At 64.3% G+C, this 15,327-nt stretch carries 13 protein-coding genes and 1 riboswitch; of the genes, 7 read left to right on the top strand and 6 right to left on the bottom strand.

The window, feature by feature from the left end; translation table 11 throughout:
• Positions 1-49: 49 nt before the first annotated feature.
• On the top strand, positions 50-2,116 hold the full coding sequence (locus DTX69_RS26370) for an oxidoreductase (protein WP_119304577.1): 2,067 nt from the start codon (positions 50-52) through the stop codon (positions 2,114-2,116).
• 3 nt (positions 2,117-2,119) lie between these two features.
• Here DTX69_RS26370 and DTX69_RS26365 read toward each other — a convergent pair whose 3' ends face one another.
• From DTX69_RS26365 to betI, 3 genes are read right to left on the bottom strand one after another with little or no spacing between them, the layout of a single operon-like run.
• Positions 2,120-3,394, bottom strand: coding sequence for an MFS transporter (locus tag DTX69_RS26365; protein WP_119304576.1), 1,275 nt, complete (start codon positions 3,392-3,394; stop codon positions 2,120-2,122).
• 25 nt (positions 3,395-3,419) lie between these two features.
• Positions 3,420-4,595, bottom strand: a complete 1,176-nt coding sequence (locus DTX69_RS26360; protein WP_119304575.1) for an acyl-CoA dehydrogenase family protein — start codon at positions 4,593-4,595, stop codon at positions 3,420-3,422.
• A gap of 60 nt (positions 4,596-4,655) precedes the next feature.
• A complete protein-coding gene (gene betI, locus DTX69_RS26355; protein WP_119304574.1) occupies positions 4,656-5,303 on the bottom strand; it encodes a transcriptional regulator BetI in 648 nt (215 codons plus the stop codon).
• Positions 5,304-5,391: 88 nt separating this feature from the next.
• On the opposite strand from betI, the gene DTX69_RS26350 reads away from it, so the two are divergent.
• Positions 5,392-6,234: an SDR family oxidoreductase gene (locus tag DTX69_RS26350; protein ID WP_119304573.1), complete on the top strand. Its 843-nt coding sequence runs from the start codon at positions 5,392-5,394 to the stop codon at positions 6,232-6,234.
• 3 nt (positions 6,235-6,237) lie between these two features.
• Here DTX69_RS26350 and DTX69_RS26345 read toward each other — a convergent pair whose 3' ends face one another.
• Together DTX69_RS26345 and DTX69_RS26340 are read right to left on the bottom strand one after the other, a co-directional pair.
• On the bottom strand, positions 6,238-6,711 hold the full coding sequence (locus tag DTX69_RS26345) for a hypothetical protein (protein ID WP_162917579.1): 474 nt from the start codon (positions 6,709-6,711) through the stop codon (positions 6,238-6,240).
• 146 nt (positions 6,712-6,857) lie between these two features.
• Positions 6,858-7,751, bottom strand: a complete 894-nt coding sequence (locus DTX69_RS26340; protein ID WP_119304571.1) for a GGDEF domain-containing protein — start codon at positions 7,749-7,751, stop codon at positions 6,858-6,860.
• On the opposite strand from DTX69_RS26340, the gene DTX69_RS26335 reads away from it, so the two are divergent.
• The 4 genes from DTX69_RS26335 to thiQ all read left to right on the top strand — a co-directional run bounded on the left by DTX69_RS26335 (position 7,702) and on the right by thiQ (position 12,187).
• Positions 7,702-8,712 carry a choline/ethanolamine kinase family protein gene (locus DTX69_RS26335; protein ID WP_162917578.1) on the top strand — a complete coding sequence of 337 codons (1,011 nt, stop codon included), beginning with the start codon at positions 7,702-7,704 and terminating at the stop codon, positions 8,710-8,712. The two genes, DTX69_RS26340 and DTX69_RS26335, sit on opposite strands and share 50 nt — an antisense overlap.
• A 38-nt stretch (positions 8,713-8,750) precedes the next feature.
• Positions 8,751-8,858: riboswitch (TPP riboswitch) on the top strand.
• 44 nt (positions 8,859-8,902) lie between these two features.
• Positions 8,903-9,916 (top strand): thiamine ABC transporter substrate binding subunit, encoded by a 1,014-nt coding sequence (gene thiB, locus DTX69_RS26330; protein ID WP_284736085.1) that lies wholly within the window; start codon positions 8,903-8,905, stop codon positions 9,914-9,916.
• Positions 9,892-11,499, top strand: a complete 1,608-nt coding sequence (gene thiP, locus DTX69_RS26325) for a thiamine/thiamine pyrophosphate ABC transporter permease (RefSeq protein WP_162917577.1) — start codon at positions 9,892-9,894, stop codon at positions 11,497-11,499. Before thiB ends, thiP begins: the two co-directional genes overlap by 25 nt.
• A complete protein-coding gene (gene thiQ, locus DTX69_RS26320) occupies positions 11,486-12,187 on the top strand; it encodes a thiamine ABC transporter ATP-binding protein (protein WP_284736084.1) in 702 nt (233 codons plus the stop codon). Before thiP ends, thiQ begins: the two co-directional genes overlap by 14 nt.
• A 10-nt stretch (positions 12,188-12,197) precedes the next feature.
• Here thiQ and DTX69_RS26315 read toward each other — a convergent pair whose 3' ends face one another.
• Complete coding sequence (locus DTX69_RS26315) at positions 12,198-13,505, bottom strand: aspartate aminotransferase family protein (RefSeq protein ID WP_119304568.1); 1,308 nt, start codon at positions 13,503-13,505, stop codon at positions 12,198-12,200.
• A 167-nt stretch (positions 13,506-13,672) separates the two neighbouring features.
• Here DTX69_RS26315 and DTX69_RS26310 point away from each other — a divergent pair, with 167 nt between their 5' ends.
• Entirely contained in the window at positions 13,673-15,277 is a 1,605-nt protein-coding gene (locus DTX69_RS26310) for a peptide ABC transporter substrate-binding protein (RefSeq protein ID WP_119304567.1), read from the top strand.
• The last annotated feature ends 50 nt before the right edge of the window (positions 15,278-15,327 follow it).

Raw genomic sequence — 15,327 nt, 5'->3', positions numbered from 1 at the left:
CTACAGTGCCGGCCGATTTGCTTGGTTACGTAGCGTTTCTGGGGGCATCATGGCGCGCGATCCGCGTTACGACATCCTTTTCGAGCCTGTCCGCATCGGGCCGGTCACCGCGAAGAACCGGTTCTTCCAGGTGCCGCATTGCAACGGCATGGGGCACGGCCATCCGCACGCCCATGCCGCCATGCGCGGCATGAAGGCGGAAGGCGGCTGGGCCGTCGTATCGACCGAGGAATGCGAGATCCATCCCACCAGCGATGTGTCCCCGTTCGTCGAGGCGCGGCTGTGGGACGATCACGACATCCCCCACAACGCGCTGATGTGCGAGGCGGTGCATTGCCATGGCGCGCTGGCGGCGGTCGAACTCAATCACAACGGCCCATCGGCCTCCAACTTCTACAGCCGCGAGGTGCCGATCGGGCCCGTCCATCAGATCACGCGCTATTACCCGTTCCAGGCGCGCGCCATGGACCGCGAGGACATCCGCAATTTCCGCCGCTGGCACCGCGAGGCCGCGATCCGCGCCAGGAAGGCCGGCTTCGACATCGTCTACGTCTATGCCGGCCACGATCTCTCGCTGCCGATGCACTTTCTGCAGCGCCGGCGCAACACGCGCACCGACGAATATGGCGGGAGCCTCGAGAACCGTGTGCGCCTGCTCCGCGAAGTGATCGAGGATACCAAGGATGCCGTCGGCGAAGCCTGCGCTGTCGCGGTGCGCTTTGCGACCGACGAGATGATGGGGCCGGACGGCATCACGGCACAGGGCGAGGCACGCGATGTCGTCGCCATGCTGGCGGAGCTGCCGGACTTGTGGGACGTCAATATCAGCGATTGGAAATTCGATTCCTACTCGTCGCGTTTCGCCGAAGAGGGATATCAGGAGCCGTTCACCGCCTTTGTGAAGAAGCTGACTACCAAGCCCGTCGTGGGTGTGGGCCGCTTCACCTCGCCGGACACGATGGTCTCGCAGATCAAGCGCGGCGTGCTCGACATGATCGGCGCCGCGCGGCCTTCGATTGCGGATCCGTTTCTGCCCAGGAAGATCGAGGAAGGCCGACTCGAAGACATCCGCGAATGCATCGGCTGCAATATCTGCATCAGCGGTGACAATACCATCACGCCAATGCGCTGCACCCAGAACCCGACGATGGGCGAGGAATGGCGCAAGGGCTGGCACCCGGAGATCATCGGCGAGCGTGGATCGAACGACCGCGTGCTGATCGTCGGCGCCGGCCCGGCGGGCTTGGAGGCAGCGCGTGCCTTGGGCCGGCGCGGTTACGAAGTGCATCTGGCCGAGGCGACCACCGAGCTCGGCGGGCGCGTGATTAGGGAATCGCGCTTGCCTGGGCTCTCGGCATGGGCGCGCGTGCGCGACCACCGCATGCTGCAGATCGAGAAGATGCCGCATGTCACGATCTACTATGACAGCAAGCTCACCGCGGAGAACGCGCTGGAGTTCGGCTTCGAGCGCGTGGTGCTGGCAACCGGCGCGACGTGGCGGCGCGACGGCTATGGCCGCAGCCACTGGCTGCCCATTCCGGGCCTGGAGCAGGCAAAGGTCTTCACGCCCGACGACATCATGGCGGACAGACTGCCAGCGTCAGGTCCGGTGGTCGTTTACGATACCGAGGAGTTCTACATCGGCGGTGTCGTGGCGGAGAAGTTGCGCAAGGCCGGCCATGACGTGACGCTCGTGACGCCGGGTGACATCGCTTCCGCCTGGGCCGGCAACACCATTGAAGCAGTGCATATCAACAAGCAGCTGCGCAGGCTCGGAATCGATGTCGTGACCCATCACGACGTGACGGCGGTGGCGAAGGATTACGTCGAGATCACCTGCGCCTACGCCGCCAGCAAGGAGCAGATCGAAGCGGCGGCCGTGGTGCTGGTGACCTCGCGCCTGCCCAACGAGGAACTCTATCTCGCGCTCGCCGCCGATCCGGAGGCGGTGAAAGCGGCCGGCATCAAATCCGTCACCCGCATCGGCGACTGCCTCGCGCCAGGCTTCATCGCCCACGCGGTCTATCACGGCCATCGCTACGCGCGCGAGCTGGATGCACCAGGCCAGGGCGAGGTGCCATTCAAGCGGCACTTGCCGCTGGTGACGGTGCCGTAGCGGCTACGCCTCGAAACCTGTCCCGATGCGCGAGCGTGCGGATTGCTGGAACTCGCCGCGCGGGTCGAGCTCGGGGGCGCCGTAGACGGCCTGGATGTTGGGCACCGGGACATAATCGCTCTGCTCCTTCGGCGTCTTGGCGCGGCGGCGGAACACGCGATAGAGCGCGAACAGCGCGACGAGGCCGTAGCCGATCCCGACATAATAGAACAGGCCGGTCTCGCCGATCGCATCCATGACCAGGCCAACCAGCGTCGGCCCGACGCTGGCGCCAAGGCCCCAGACGAACAATAGCCCAGCGGCGGCGCGCACGAAGTCCTTGCGGTCGACATAATCGTTGGTCTGCCCCACGCCCAGGGCATAAAGCGGCGATTGGAACATCGTCATGGCGAAGAACAGCACCAGCAGCCCGGTGAAGGTGAGGGAAGGCGCCATGGCGATCGCCAGCGCCAGTGCGCCTGCCAGCGCATTCGTTCCGATGATGACCGGTCGCCGTCCGTAATGGTCGGCGACGTAGCCGACCGGCAACTGGACGATGAGTGCTGCGGCCGTGCCGACGGCGATCAGGATCGACAGCTCACGCGCCCCGAACCCGACCGCCTCCGTATAAGCGGGCAAGAGGGAATAGAGCGAGCCGGTGAATAGTCCGGAGGCGAAGCAGCAGACGACGCCGGTCGGCGAGGCCTGGATCAGCTTCCGGACGCCGAAGCTCTGCTTGTGGCCAACTTCGGGATTGCCGATCTTGGTCAGCGCCAGGGGAATCATCGATGCCGCCATCAGAATGGTGCAGACCTTGAACAGGAAATCGCCCTCGATAGGCGCGATGTTCAACGTCAGCGGCGATAGACCGCCGGCGCCCCAGGTCACCACCATGTAGACGGCGAAGATGCGGCCGCGATTGAGCTCGGTCGCCTTATCGTTCAGCCAGGATTCGATGACGATGAAGCCGCCGGCCAGCGCATAGCCGGACAGCCCCTTGAATAACGTCCAGGCATAGACGTCGGTGGTGAGCGCGAACAGCAGCGTGGCAATGGCGGCACTGACCGCGAACACGCCGAACGCGCGGATATGGCCAACATTATTGATCATCCGCTCGCAGGTGAGGGTGCCGAGCAGGAAGCCGACATTGTAGGCAGAGAAGACGACGCCGATCAGAGACGCCGATACATCGCGATCCGCGAGTTGCACGCCGATCAGCGTGCCGGTGATCCCGAGCGCCGCCTCGATCAGGATGATTCCCAGCAGGACCGGGACCACCGGCTGCACAGCTTTCCACATGACAGTGTCCCCCGAACGGCAGCCGCTACTCGACCAGCGGCGCCTGGCCACGCTTCAGAAGGCCGTTGGCGATGATAAGGCGTTGGATCTCGCTGGTGCCTTCCCAGATGCGCTCGACGCGCAGCTCGCGATAGAAGCGCTCGGCCACGTTCTCGCGCATGTAGCCGCGGCCGCCAAAGATCTGCACGGCGCGGTCGGCTACGCGGTTTGCCATCTCGGAAGCGTAGAGCTTGACCATCGAGCTTTGGGCATGGCTCACCTTCACGTCCTCGCCGGCATCGATCGCTTCTGCGGTGCGATAGACCATCAGGCGCGCGGCCCACAATTCGGTCAGGCTGTCGGCCAGCACGAACTGGATCGCCTGCTTGTCGGCGAGCGCGTCTCCGAACACGACGCGCTGCTTGGCAAATGCGGTCGTTTCGTCGATCAGCCGCGCGGCGGCGCCGCAGCAGCGTGCGCCGATCATCAGCCGCTCGTAGCGAAACCAGTCGCGCGTGAAGCTCATGCCGTCGCCTTCCTCGCCGATGCGGTTGGCGACCGGCACGCGCACGTCCTTGAAGCGAAAGATCGGGTGATGCGCGGCGAAGGTGTGCGAATAGGCCGGCGATCGCACCATCTCGATGCCCGGTGTGTCGCTGTCGACGAAGAACAGGCAATGGGCGCCGGCGTTTGGCCCATCCGCAAGCTTGGCCTGGAAGATCATCACGTCGGCGAGGTTGCCGGAGGTGACGTGCCACTTCTCACCGTTCAGCACGTAGTGCTCGCCGTCGCGGCGCGCGGTCGCCTGGATAGCATCGACGTCGGATCCGGCTTCGGCTTCGGTGATCGCGTAACATTCATGGCGCTGATCGGCAATCACCGGCTTGACCCAAGTTTCGATCTGATACGACGAGCAGGCGCTCACCATCCAACGCTGTACATTCGAGAAACGCCAGCCGAGCGCGTTGGTGACGCGGCCGATTTGCTCCTGCGCGATCGCCTGCAGCAGCATCGAGGCACCGCCGCCACCGAGCTCTTTGGGCGCGTCCATGGAATTGAGGCCGAGATCGCGCGCAGCCTTCTTCTGCCGCGCCAGGATCTCGGGCGGCACTTCCCCCTGGTTCATCTCGGCATGCACTTCCCAGGGAATGAGCTCTTCATCGACATAGCGGCGAACAGCGGCTTGGAGGGCGCGCGCCTCCACGGGCAGGGGATAAGGCATGACGACCAACCTGTTGAACGCAAGAGTACGCGGAATGCGGCCCGAATGGGGCGCGTGACGTCAGGCGGTGGCGGCCTTGGCGGCGACGCCACCGGTGCTTTGTCGGCCGAACTCGTTGGGGAAGATGCCGGCGAGATAGGTGCGCACGACCAGCTTGGCTGCGTCGCGGTCGACGGCCTTCGGGTTGATTAGCATGTCGAGCCAGAGGCCGTCGATCATGGCATCGAAACCGCGCGTGACCAGATCGGCATCGACATTCTGATAGCCGCCCTCGGCGGCCAGGCGCGCGAAGATCTCGCATGTCTCGGCGTGGAAGGCATCGGAGTGTTGCTGACAGATCTTGAGGAATTCCGGCCGCCAGCGCGTCTCACCCCAGAATGCGTACCAGACTGTCACTTTCTTGCGGTTTGCGATGGTACGATGAAAATCGGACTCGATCATCGCTTCGATCTGCGCTGCAGCGCTCGGCCCGGCTTTGCGGACATTTTCGTTGGTCTGCTGGATGTACTCGCCGACCAGATGCCGCAGCGTCTCGATCAGCAGCACGTCCTTGCTGCGAAAATAGAAGTTGACGATGCCGACGCTAAGGCCGGCCGCCCTCGCCACATCGGCCAGGGTCAGGTCGGCAAAACCGCGCGCGGCGATGCAGTCGATGGTGGCTTCCATCAACTGGATCTTGCGAGCTTCCTTGAGTGCATCGCGCGCCATGGCTCGCTTTCTTACACGTTCAAGGCTGGCATGGCAATCAAGGGGCGGCGATAATGCCCGGCAAACACAGCTCAGTGGGGCGTGAAGGATGTTCGAAACAGGTCTGTTGCGCGACAAGCGAATCCTCGTCACCGGCGGCGGTACCGGCCTTGGCTTCGCGATGGGAAAGCGCTTCCTGGAGCTCGGCGCCAGCCTGGCGATCTGCGGGCGGCGCGAAGAGGTGCTGAAGCAGGCGACCTTGGAGTTGGAGCAGATCGCGCCTGGGCGCGTGGCGTGGCACCGCTGCGACATCCGCGATGCGGCAGCCGTGGATGCAATGCTGAATGCGCTGTGGGCGGATCGGCCGCTCGATGCGCTGGTCAACAATGCCGCCGGCAATTTCATCGCCAAGACCGAGGAGCTGTCGCCGCGCGCCATCGACGCCGTTCTCGGCATCGTGCTGCACGGCTCTGCATACGTGACGGTCGGATGCGGCCGGCGCTGGCTGGCCGAGAAGCGCCCAGCGAGCGTGCTGTCCATCATCACGTCCTATGCCTGGACCGGCTCGGCCTATGTCGTGCCATCGGCCATGGCAAAGGCAGGCGTGCTCGCCATGACCCGCAGCCTGGCGGTGGAATGGGGCGGGCAGGGTGTTCGCCTCAACGCAATCGCACCGGGACCCTTTCCGACACCAGGCGCGTGGGAGCGGCTGGTGCCGCGTCCCGATCTGGCGAAGACGTTCGAGACCAACAATCCCCTCGGCCGTGCCGGCCGCCATGAGGAGTTGGCGAACCTTGCTGCATTTCTGTTGTCGGATGGCGCCGCGTACATCAACGGCGAGGCCGTCACCATCGACGGTGGCGAATGGCTGCAAGGCGCCGGTCAGTTCAACTTCCTGCGTGAACTGACCGACGCCGATTGGGATGAGGTTCGAAAGAAAAAGGGGAAGTAAGCTCTATTCCCCCCGTACGCCGTCGAGCTCGAGATCACCCATTTCGACCGCCTCGCGCAGGCGGGTTAGGCCGAGTTCGACTTCCTCATACATCTCGCGGACGCGGCGCAGCTCTCGCACTTCGGATTCACCGACCGGCCCCTTCGCTGCGTTGCCGAGGTCCATCAACGTGGCCAGATAGCGGCCCTTAAGCTTGGCCACGATGCGCGCGACCCGTTGGATCTCGCCCGGCGTTGCACCGATCACGGCATTCACTGTCTCGGCGCGCACGTAGCTCTTCAGATCATGCTGCAGGTGATGGAGGTACTGGCCGACATTGGGCGTGCGGGTGGCATTGCGGGCAGCCGGCTTGGGGTTGGCATTGGCCGTAGCGACGGGCTGCTCGCGCAGCAGACGCAAGGGCTCAGGTGACGCCTTGGCGGGGGCGGTTGCCTTGGCCGGGGCAGGCGTCTCCGCGCGGGAGAACATATTCAGCATGATGGACCTCTCGAACTGTTGTGGTTCGGACGCCCAAGGCGAAGCAATCGCCATGCCGGCCATGACGTCGGCGAATAGATTGAAATTGCGGCTTTTTTGAGCGCGCGGGACCTTCAAAGATTGCGCGCGCGGCAGAATCTGCCGGGTCAGCCGAAGGCGAAGCGGTTGGTGCTGCGCTCCATGGAGGTGGCGAGCGCGTCGCCCGCCCTGACCATCAGATCCTCCGGCGTGGTGCCGCTGGTCGGGTAGATGGCGATGCCGATGGCGGCTTTGACCGTCACGTAGCGATCGCGATAGGCGCTGGGGGCGGTGATGTCACTGAGGATCTTGGCGGCAACCACCTGGACGTCCTCGACACGCGGCATGGATTCCGCGAGCACGACGATCTGGGATTTGTCGAACTTCGCGACCGTGTCGCTGGCCCGCATCACAGCCTTGATGCGCTCCGCAAAACGCTTGAAGAGCATGGGGACAGCCTGATCGGCAATGTCGGAGGGCAGATCGCTCCAGTCGAAATCGATCAGCAGGACGGAGAAGAAGTCCCGGTTCCGCTGACCGCGCCGAACGGCGAGTCCGAGAATCTCCCAGAACATCGACTGGGTCATCAGGCCGGAAACCGGATCGAAGGGCGTCAGTCGTGCGAGCTTGCGCCGCATCGCGTGCCGGTCCAGGGCGTAACGCAGCGCGCGCCGGAGGGTGCCGTAATTCAGCTGCGTTGCCGGCAGGACTTCGGCGGCGCCGGCCTGCATCATCTCCAACTCCACATCAGGCGAGAAATCGCGGGTCAGGACGATCACCGGCGCGACCGCATCCTCGCTCACGAACTGGCGCAGGTACTCGGCGGTGGGTGCTGAGCCTTCGCAATCGAGCACGACGACCACGCCATCGAGGTCGGAGATGTACTGCTGCGCCGCGCCGGCATCGGCAGCGGCGGCGAACTGGATCGCGCTGCTGGCGCCATTGGCGCACGCGTTGCGAACAAGGTCGATGATGGCAGGCGAAGCCGAAACCAGGACGACCGATAAAGCCTCGGGGTACATAGATCTAGACGGTTGCTTTCAGTGGCTGCATAGGAAACTGTGTCATGGCCCGGTTAAGAACAGTTTAACTAAATTGAACCGTTTGTCCTTCGACCTGGATCTTCTGGAGCGCGTTCCTTTCCTATCCGGCCGCAACCGCGCGGACTGGCGGGTCGAGCCCATCGGCAGCGTGACCAATCAGACGTTTCGCGCCACGGCCGGCGCGGACTCTTATGTCGTCCGTATCGCGGGACCGACCACCCAATACCTGGACCGCGACGTGGAGACGCACAATGCGGCGATCGCCGCAGAACTTGGCCTGGCGCCGCCGATCTTGTTCCTGGATGAAAGGTTGCTGGTGACGCGCTTCGTGACCGGGGCGCGGCCTTTGACCGCAGCCGATCTGAACGATCCGGCGATGTTGCAGAAGGTGGCGGCGCTGCTGTCACGCCTGCAGCGCAGTAAGCGGCCGTTTCGGGGAGAGCGCCATCCCTTCGGTGAGATCGACCGCTATCTCGGGCAATATGCCCACCCGCGCGCCATGACGCTGCGGCAGGCGGCGCAGCCGATCGAAGCGGCATTGGCGCGCTCGCCACGGGCGCTGGTGCCGGCCCATGTCGATGCCAGCATGGCCAACTTCCTGCTCGGCGCAGACGGCAGGCTGTGGCTCGTGGATTGGGAATTCTCGTCTATGGCAGACCCGGCCTGGGATCCGGCTTCGGTCTTGATGCACCGCCCGGTGGATGACGATGAGCCGGCGCGCCGCTTCGTGGCCACCATCTTCGGCAACGCAAGCGAACAAACTTTAGCGCGGATTGGCCTGTTCAAGGCCGCCATCGCCCTGGTGGCGGGCAGCTGGTGCGCCATGGAGGCCGCAGCGCGTGGAGAGGCGGCGCTGATGCAAACGGCGGAGAGCTACCTCGACGCCTGCGCGGTCTTTCTGGCTGATTCCCGCATGACACATTGGCTCAAAGCGGTGTGACAGATGCTTGACAATGCCCATCGCGGTTCCCATGGTGGTCGCGCTCAACGGGGTGCCCCATGCCGGGCTGAGAGATGCGATGCCGCATCAACCCGAGGAACCTGATCCGGATAATGCCGGCGGAGGGATCTGAGTTAAGCGAGATTTGAGCATCGCCCTCGATTTCCTCCGCCGCTTGGTGGAGGACGAGATGACTCTGCGTCGTTGTGCTCTGCTGGCGGCGGTGATTGCAACCAGTACAGCCGCGTCAGCACCCCTGCGGGCCGATGTGCCCACTTTGACCATCTACACTTACAACTCTTTCGTCTCGGAGTGGGGGCCTGGCCCCGCCTTGCAGAAGGAGTTCGAAGGCACGTGCGGCTGCAGGATCGACTGGGTCGCACTGGAGGATGGCGCAGCCTTGCTTTCGCGCTTGAAGCTGGAAGGCGAGGAGACCGACGCCGACATCGTGCTCGGTATCGACACGAACCTGACGGCCGAGACCAAGGCGACCGGACTCGTCTTGCCGCATGACGTTGACCTCTCCGCGGTGAAGCTGCCGATCGCGTGGAACGATGCCGACTTCGTGCCGTACGATTACGGCTACTTCGCATTCGTCTACGACAGCGAGAAGCTGCCCGATCCGCCGCAGAGCCTTGCGGAGCTCGCCAGGGCAGGCGATACACCGAAGCTGATCTATATGGATCCGCGCACCTCGACGCCCGGTCTTGGCCTGTTGCTCTGGGTCAGGGAAGTGCTAGGCAACGAGGCGGCCGGTGCCTGGAAGAATATCGCCAAGAAGACGCTGACGGTCACAAAAGGCTGGAGCGAAGGATACGGCTTGTTCCTGAAAGGCGAAGCGCCGCTGGTGCTGAGCTACACGACCTCTCCTGCCTATCACCAGATGGTGGAAAACACCGATCGCTACAAAGCGGTGAACTTCGCCGAAGGAAACTATCTGCAGGTCGAAGTTGCCGCGCGCCTCAACACATCGGACCAGCCGGAGCTGGCGCAGAAATTCCTGGCCTTCCTCATCTCGCGCCCGGCGCAGGAGAAGATCCCGACCACCAACTGGATGTATCCCGCCATCGATCTCGGCGATGCCCTGCCGGAGGCCTTCCGCAAGCTGCCGGTTCCGGCCAAGAGCCTGCTGATGCCGCAGGACAAGGTCGCGGCGAACCGCAGCGCGTGGATCGACGAGTGGCTGAACAGCGCCGGCCAATAATCGGCGCTGATGCGCTCGGCATGAGCGTCGCGCTGCTGCTGGCCTTCCTGGTCGGCGCAGCGCTGCTCATGTTGTTTGCGCAAGCCGGCGAAGCGCAGATAGGCACGCTGCTCGGCAGTGCGTACGTCTGGCACATCCTGCGCTTCACACTGACGCAGGCTCTCCTCTCCACAGTAATGTCGGCCGCCTTCGGCGTCCTGGTCGCACGCGCTTTCGCTCGGGAGACGAACTTCCCCGGCCGGCGTGCGTTGCTTGGGCTGATGTCGCTGCCGATCGTGCTGCCCTCTCTGGTGGCGGTGTTCGGCATCATTGCTGTCTATGGCCAGAACGGCTGGCTGGCACGGGCGCTCGGCGCGGCGGGGCTGGAGGCGAGGCCGGATATCTATGGCCTCGGCGGCGTCGTGCTGGCGCATGTGTTCTTCAATCTGCCGCTGGCGGTGCGTCTGCTGCTGCCGGGCTGGCATTCGATCCCGGTCGAGACCTGGCGGCTCTCGGCCCAGCTCGGCATGTCGAGCTGGTCGATTTTTCGCTTGATCGAATGGCCGATGCTGCGGCGCTATCTGCCGCATGCGGCGGCAACCATTTTCATGCTCTGTGTTGGCAGCTTCGCAATCGTACTGGCACTGGGCGGCGGGCCGGGCGCAGCAACGTTCGAAGTGGCGGTGTTCGAGGCCATCCGCTTCGAGTTCGACCCGCCGAAAGCGGCGACGCTGGCACTGGGTGGCCTTGCGCTCAATCTCGCGTGCCTCGCGCTGGCGCAGGGCGCCGTGGGCGATGCCGTGATCGGCAGCGGCTGGCGCACGCGGGAGCAGGATTGGGGGCAGCGCCCGATGGCAGCGCGCGTGCTCGATGGCGTGCTGATCGGTGCTGCCGCGGTTCTGCTGATCGGCCCCGTGACGGCGACGTTGGTGGACGGCTTCACCGGCCTCGTGAACGCTTCGCTGAACTGGAGCTTGGTCGGGCGGGCAACGTTGATCAGCATCGGCCTGGCCGTGCCTGCGGCGCTGCTGACCCTGCTGCTTGCCTTGCCGATGGTGCTGGCCGAAGGCGGCGCACGATCGAGCAAGCCGGCCCATGCGGCCATCTTGCGCGCTGCGCTCATCCTGCCGATCGCCGTTTCTCCAATGGCGCTCGGCCTGGGTTGCTTCCTGATCCTGCGTCTGTCGCTGGACGGCATGCCACGCGCGATCGTCGGGATCGTCCTGTTGAATGCCATCATGATCGTGCCGTTTGCGGCAGCAATCCTGCGTCCCGCCGTGGAGCGCGCGCGGGCGCGGCACGATCATCTGTGCCGGGCCCTTGGGATCACCGGCTGGTCGCGCTGGCGGTTGATCGACTGGCCGATCCTGAGGCCGAGCATCGGTACGGCGCTGGCGCTGGCGGCCGCGATGGCTCTGGGCGATCTGATCGGCATCGGGCTGTTCGGCGACGCCAAGCTGCGCAATCTGACACTGCTGCTCTATGACCAGCTCGGCGCCTATCGCATGGGCGGCGCAGCGGTGACGGCCGCGCTGCTGATGCTGCTGATCTTCGTGCTCTACCAAGTCGTCGAACGTCTGGTGGGTGGCCGTGCTGCACCTTGAGGTCAGGAACCTTGCGTTCCGCTACGAGGACATGGAAATGCAGTTCGACCTTGCGGTCGAGCGTGGCGCGCTCCTGTCGATCGTCGGCCCGTCCGGCGCGGGCAAGAGCACGCTGCTGTCGTTGATCGGCGGCTTCGAGCAGCCGCTGAGCGGGCAAGTGCTGGTGGACGGCTACGACATCACGGTGCTGCCGCCGGCCAAGCGGCCCTGCACGACCTTGTTCCAGGATCACAATCTGTTTGCGCATCTCAGCGTCGAGAAGAACGTGGGGCTCGGCATCGACCCTAATCTGCGACTGGACACAGCGCAGAAGACGGAGGTCCGGCAGTCGCTCGCCGATGTTGGCCTCGCCGGCATGGAGCATCGCTTGCCGGGCCAGCTCTCCGGTGGCGAGCGCCAGCGGGTTGCCATCGCGCGCTGCCTAGTGCGGCATCGCCCAATCCTGCTGCTGGACGAGCCGTTCGCCGCAGTCGGACCGGGATTGCGGCGCGAGATGCTGGATCTGGTGCGCGCGCTGCAAGGGCGGCTAGGCCTGACGGTGATCATGGTCACGCATGACCCCGGCGACGCGCGCCACGCCGGCGGCCGCACCGCCTTCGTCCACGCCGGCCGCGTGGTACTGGTGGACGAGACGGAGCGCGTGCTCGGTTCGACGATGCCGGAGGTGCGGGCTTATTTGGGGAACTGACGACCGCCTCTCACCCCAGCAGCGATTTGCGCGAGGTAACGAACTCTTCCACCGCGCCAGCGAACGTGTCGATCTCCGCATCCGTGATCGGCAGCATCAGGGCGATGAAGCCGCGCCGCGCGTAGAACTGGCCGGCTGCGATCAGATCAAGGTGCATCAGGTTTTGCAGCTTGGTGCGCCGGTCCGCCCCGGCCGGGTCGAGATCGCCGGGCCGCTTGATGTCGTTGCGGCTGAAGTGAATCCCGACGAAGGAGCCGGCGCCGGTCGCCTTCAGCGCGATGTCGTGACGCTCGGCCACGTCGTTGATCGCCTGCCGCAGCCTGTCGCCCTTGCGGTTGAGCATGTTGAGCGCAGGCGCGTTCAGCAGCGTCTTGAGGCCGGCCAGGCCGGCCGCCATCGATAGCACGTTGTTGTTGAAGGTGCCGGCATGAGGCCAGGCGTCTGCGCGCTCGGGATCGAAGCGCGACATCAGGTCTGTGCGTCCTCCGAACGCGCCGAAACTCATGCCGCCGCCCAGATACTTGCCGAGCGTGGTCATGTCCGGTGTGACGCCCACCATTGCCTGATAGCCCCCGGTCGAGAGGCGCGAGGTCATGACCTCGTCGAAGACCAGGATGACATTGCACTCGGTGCAGGCGCGGCGCAGGGCCACCAAGAAATCGCGATCCGCCGGAATGCATCCGCCGCCGCCCATCATCGGTTCCACGATCACGGCCGCGAGCTCGTGGGCATGTGCCCGGATCATGGCTTCCGCGCCATCCGGGTCGTTGTAGGTCGCGGTCAGAGTTGGAATCGGCAGGTTGAGCGGTGCGCCGCCGTTGCGGAAATAGAGCACGCCGCCGTGATAGCCGCCTTCGAAGGCGAGGATGGCCGGCTTCCCGGTCGCTGCGCGCGCCGTCTGGATCGCGAACACATTCGCCTCGGTCCCGGAGTTGCAGAACCGCAGGAGCTGGATCGATGGGAAGCGATCGCGGATCGTCGCCGCGAGCTCGGCTTCGTACTGGTTGGGTCCGCCGAGCACGATCCCGCCTTCCAATGCAACGCGGACTGCATCCAGGATCAGCGGGTTGGAGTGGCCGTAGAGCCCGGCCGAATATTCGCCGAGGAAGTCGGTGTAATGGTGCCCGTCGAGGTCCGTCAGATGTGCGCCGTCTCCCTTAGCCCAGGCGAGGGGGAAGGGTGAATAGTGCAGCACCGTCCGCGTATTGCCGCCGGGCATCGAGGAGGAGGCCGAGGAGTGGCGCGCGGCGCTCTTCGGGTTGGCGGCTACATAGCGGTTCTCGGCCTCTTCAAGGGCACTGTCTAAGCTGACGTTCATGGAAGTTAGTCCTGTCTAGGAATGGTCTTGCCGCCGGCGCGGGCCATGCGTTAGGGTCAAACCTGTATACAGCTCCGCACTTGATCCGGGGGAGCTTGGCCGGAAAAACGAACAGGAGCAACATAAGCTCAACCGGCAAGAGACTGGAACCACAGGGAGAGACAACCATGGGAACTCTGTTTGCGCGCGGGCTCGGCGCCGTGCTGCTGAGCGCGGTGATCCTTGCCACGGCTACTGTCGCCACGCCGGCCTCGGCGGAGATGGTCATCAATCGCGGATTCGGCTCGTCGCCGGATACACTCGATCCGCACCTCAATTTCGGCGCGCGCGAAGGATGGATCCAGGACGACATGTATGAAGGCCTGGTCGCCTCCGATGCGAAGGCGGAGATCGGCCCAGGCGCGGCCGAGAAATGGGAGGTCAGCGACGATGGCCTGACTTGGACGTTCCATCTGCGGGACGGATTGAAATGGTCGAATGGCGACCCCCTTGTCGCGCAGGACTTTGTCAACGGCGTCATCCGCCAGCTCGATCCCAAGACCGCGTCACCGCGCGCATATTACTATTATTCGACCGTGAAAGTGGCCGGCGCCGCGGAGTTCAACGAGGCAGAGGGCGGCGACCCAAAGAGCGTCGGCATCAGTGCGCCGGACGAGAAGACCGTGGTGATCAAGCTGCTGGCACCGCAGCCGAACATGCTCTATCTCATGGGCTCCTACCACATCCCACCGCTGCACACACCGAGCTTCGAGAAGGTCGGCGGCGACTTCATCAAGCCGGAGAATATCGTCAACAACGGCCCCTACATGATGAAGGAGAACGTGCCGCAGTCCCACGTGACGCTGGTCAAGAACCCCAATTACTGGGACGCGGCGAACGTCAAGGCCGACAAGGTGGTCTATCACGTCACCGAGGACGACCAGACGGAGCTGAAGCGCTTCAAGGCCGGCGAGCTTCATGTCACGAACGAGGTGCCGAGCGACCAGCTCGAGCAGCTGAAGAAGGAATATGGCGAGCAGCTGCGCATTACCACCTATGTCGAGGCGCAGTATCTCAGTTTCAACATCACCAAGGCGCCGTTCGACGACATTCGCGTGCGCAAGGCGCTGGCCTATGCGATCGACCGCGACGTTCTGCAGAACAAGATCCTGAAGGCCGGCTACCAGCCGAACTGCGGCTACTCGCCGCCGAACGATCCGCGCTATCCGCAGCCGCATGTCGAAGAGTGCGACATGCCGAAGGAGGAGCGCATCGCCAAGGCCAAGGCGTTGCTTCAGGAGGCCGGTTTCGGTCCCGACAAGCCGCTGAAGGTCACGATCGATAGCACGACCGACAATACTGCCAAGCGGCAGGCCGAGGGTGTCGCGCTGATGTGGAAGCAGATCGGCGTCGACGCCAAGGTGAATGCGCAGGAGTTCCAGGCCTGGATGGATACCTTCTACAATGGCGGCTGGGAGGTCCTGAACGACAACCTGGTTGCCGACATGCCTGGACCGGAGTCGCATGTCGTCTACATGCAGCCGAGCGCCGAATCCGGCTATAACTGGAAGAACGACGATTACGAGGCGGCGATGGAAAAGGCCTCGCAGCAATCCGATATCGCGGAGCGCTACAAGTACCTCGCCGAGGCGGAGAAGATCCTTCTCGACTATTATCTGACCGTGCCGCTGAACGTGACGACGTCGCGACATCTGGTCAGCCCGAAGCTCAAGGGGTGGGAAGACAACATGCTCGACGTCCACCCGTCGAAATACATGTGGATCGAAGGATAGCGATAGTGAGCGGCCCGGCGGCATAGTGCGCCGGGCCGCGTTGCTTCGAT

The organism is Dongia deserti (genome assembly GCF_003574735.1).
GTDB classification, from domain to species: Bacteria; Pseudomonadota; Alphaproteobacteria; order Dongiales; family Dongiaceae; genus Dongia_A; species Dongia_A deserti.
The sequence above is the reverse complement of the archived record's forward strand: the minus strand, read 5'-3'. Positions and strand labels throughout refer to the sequence as shown.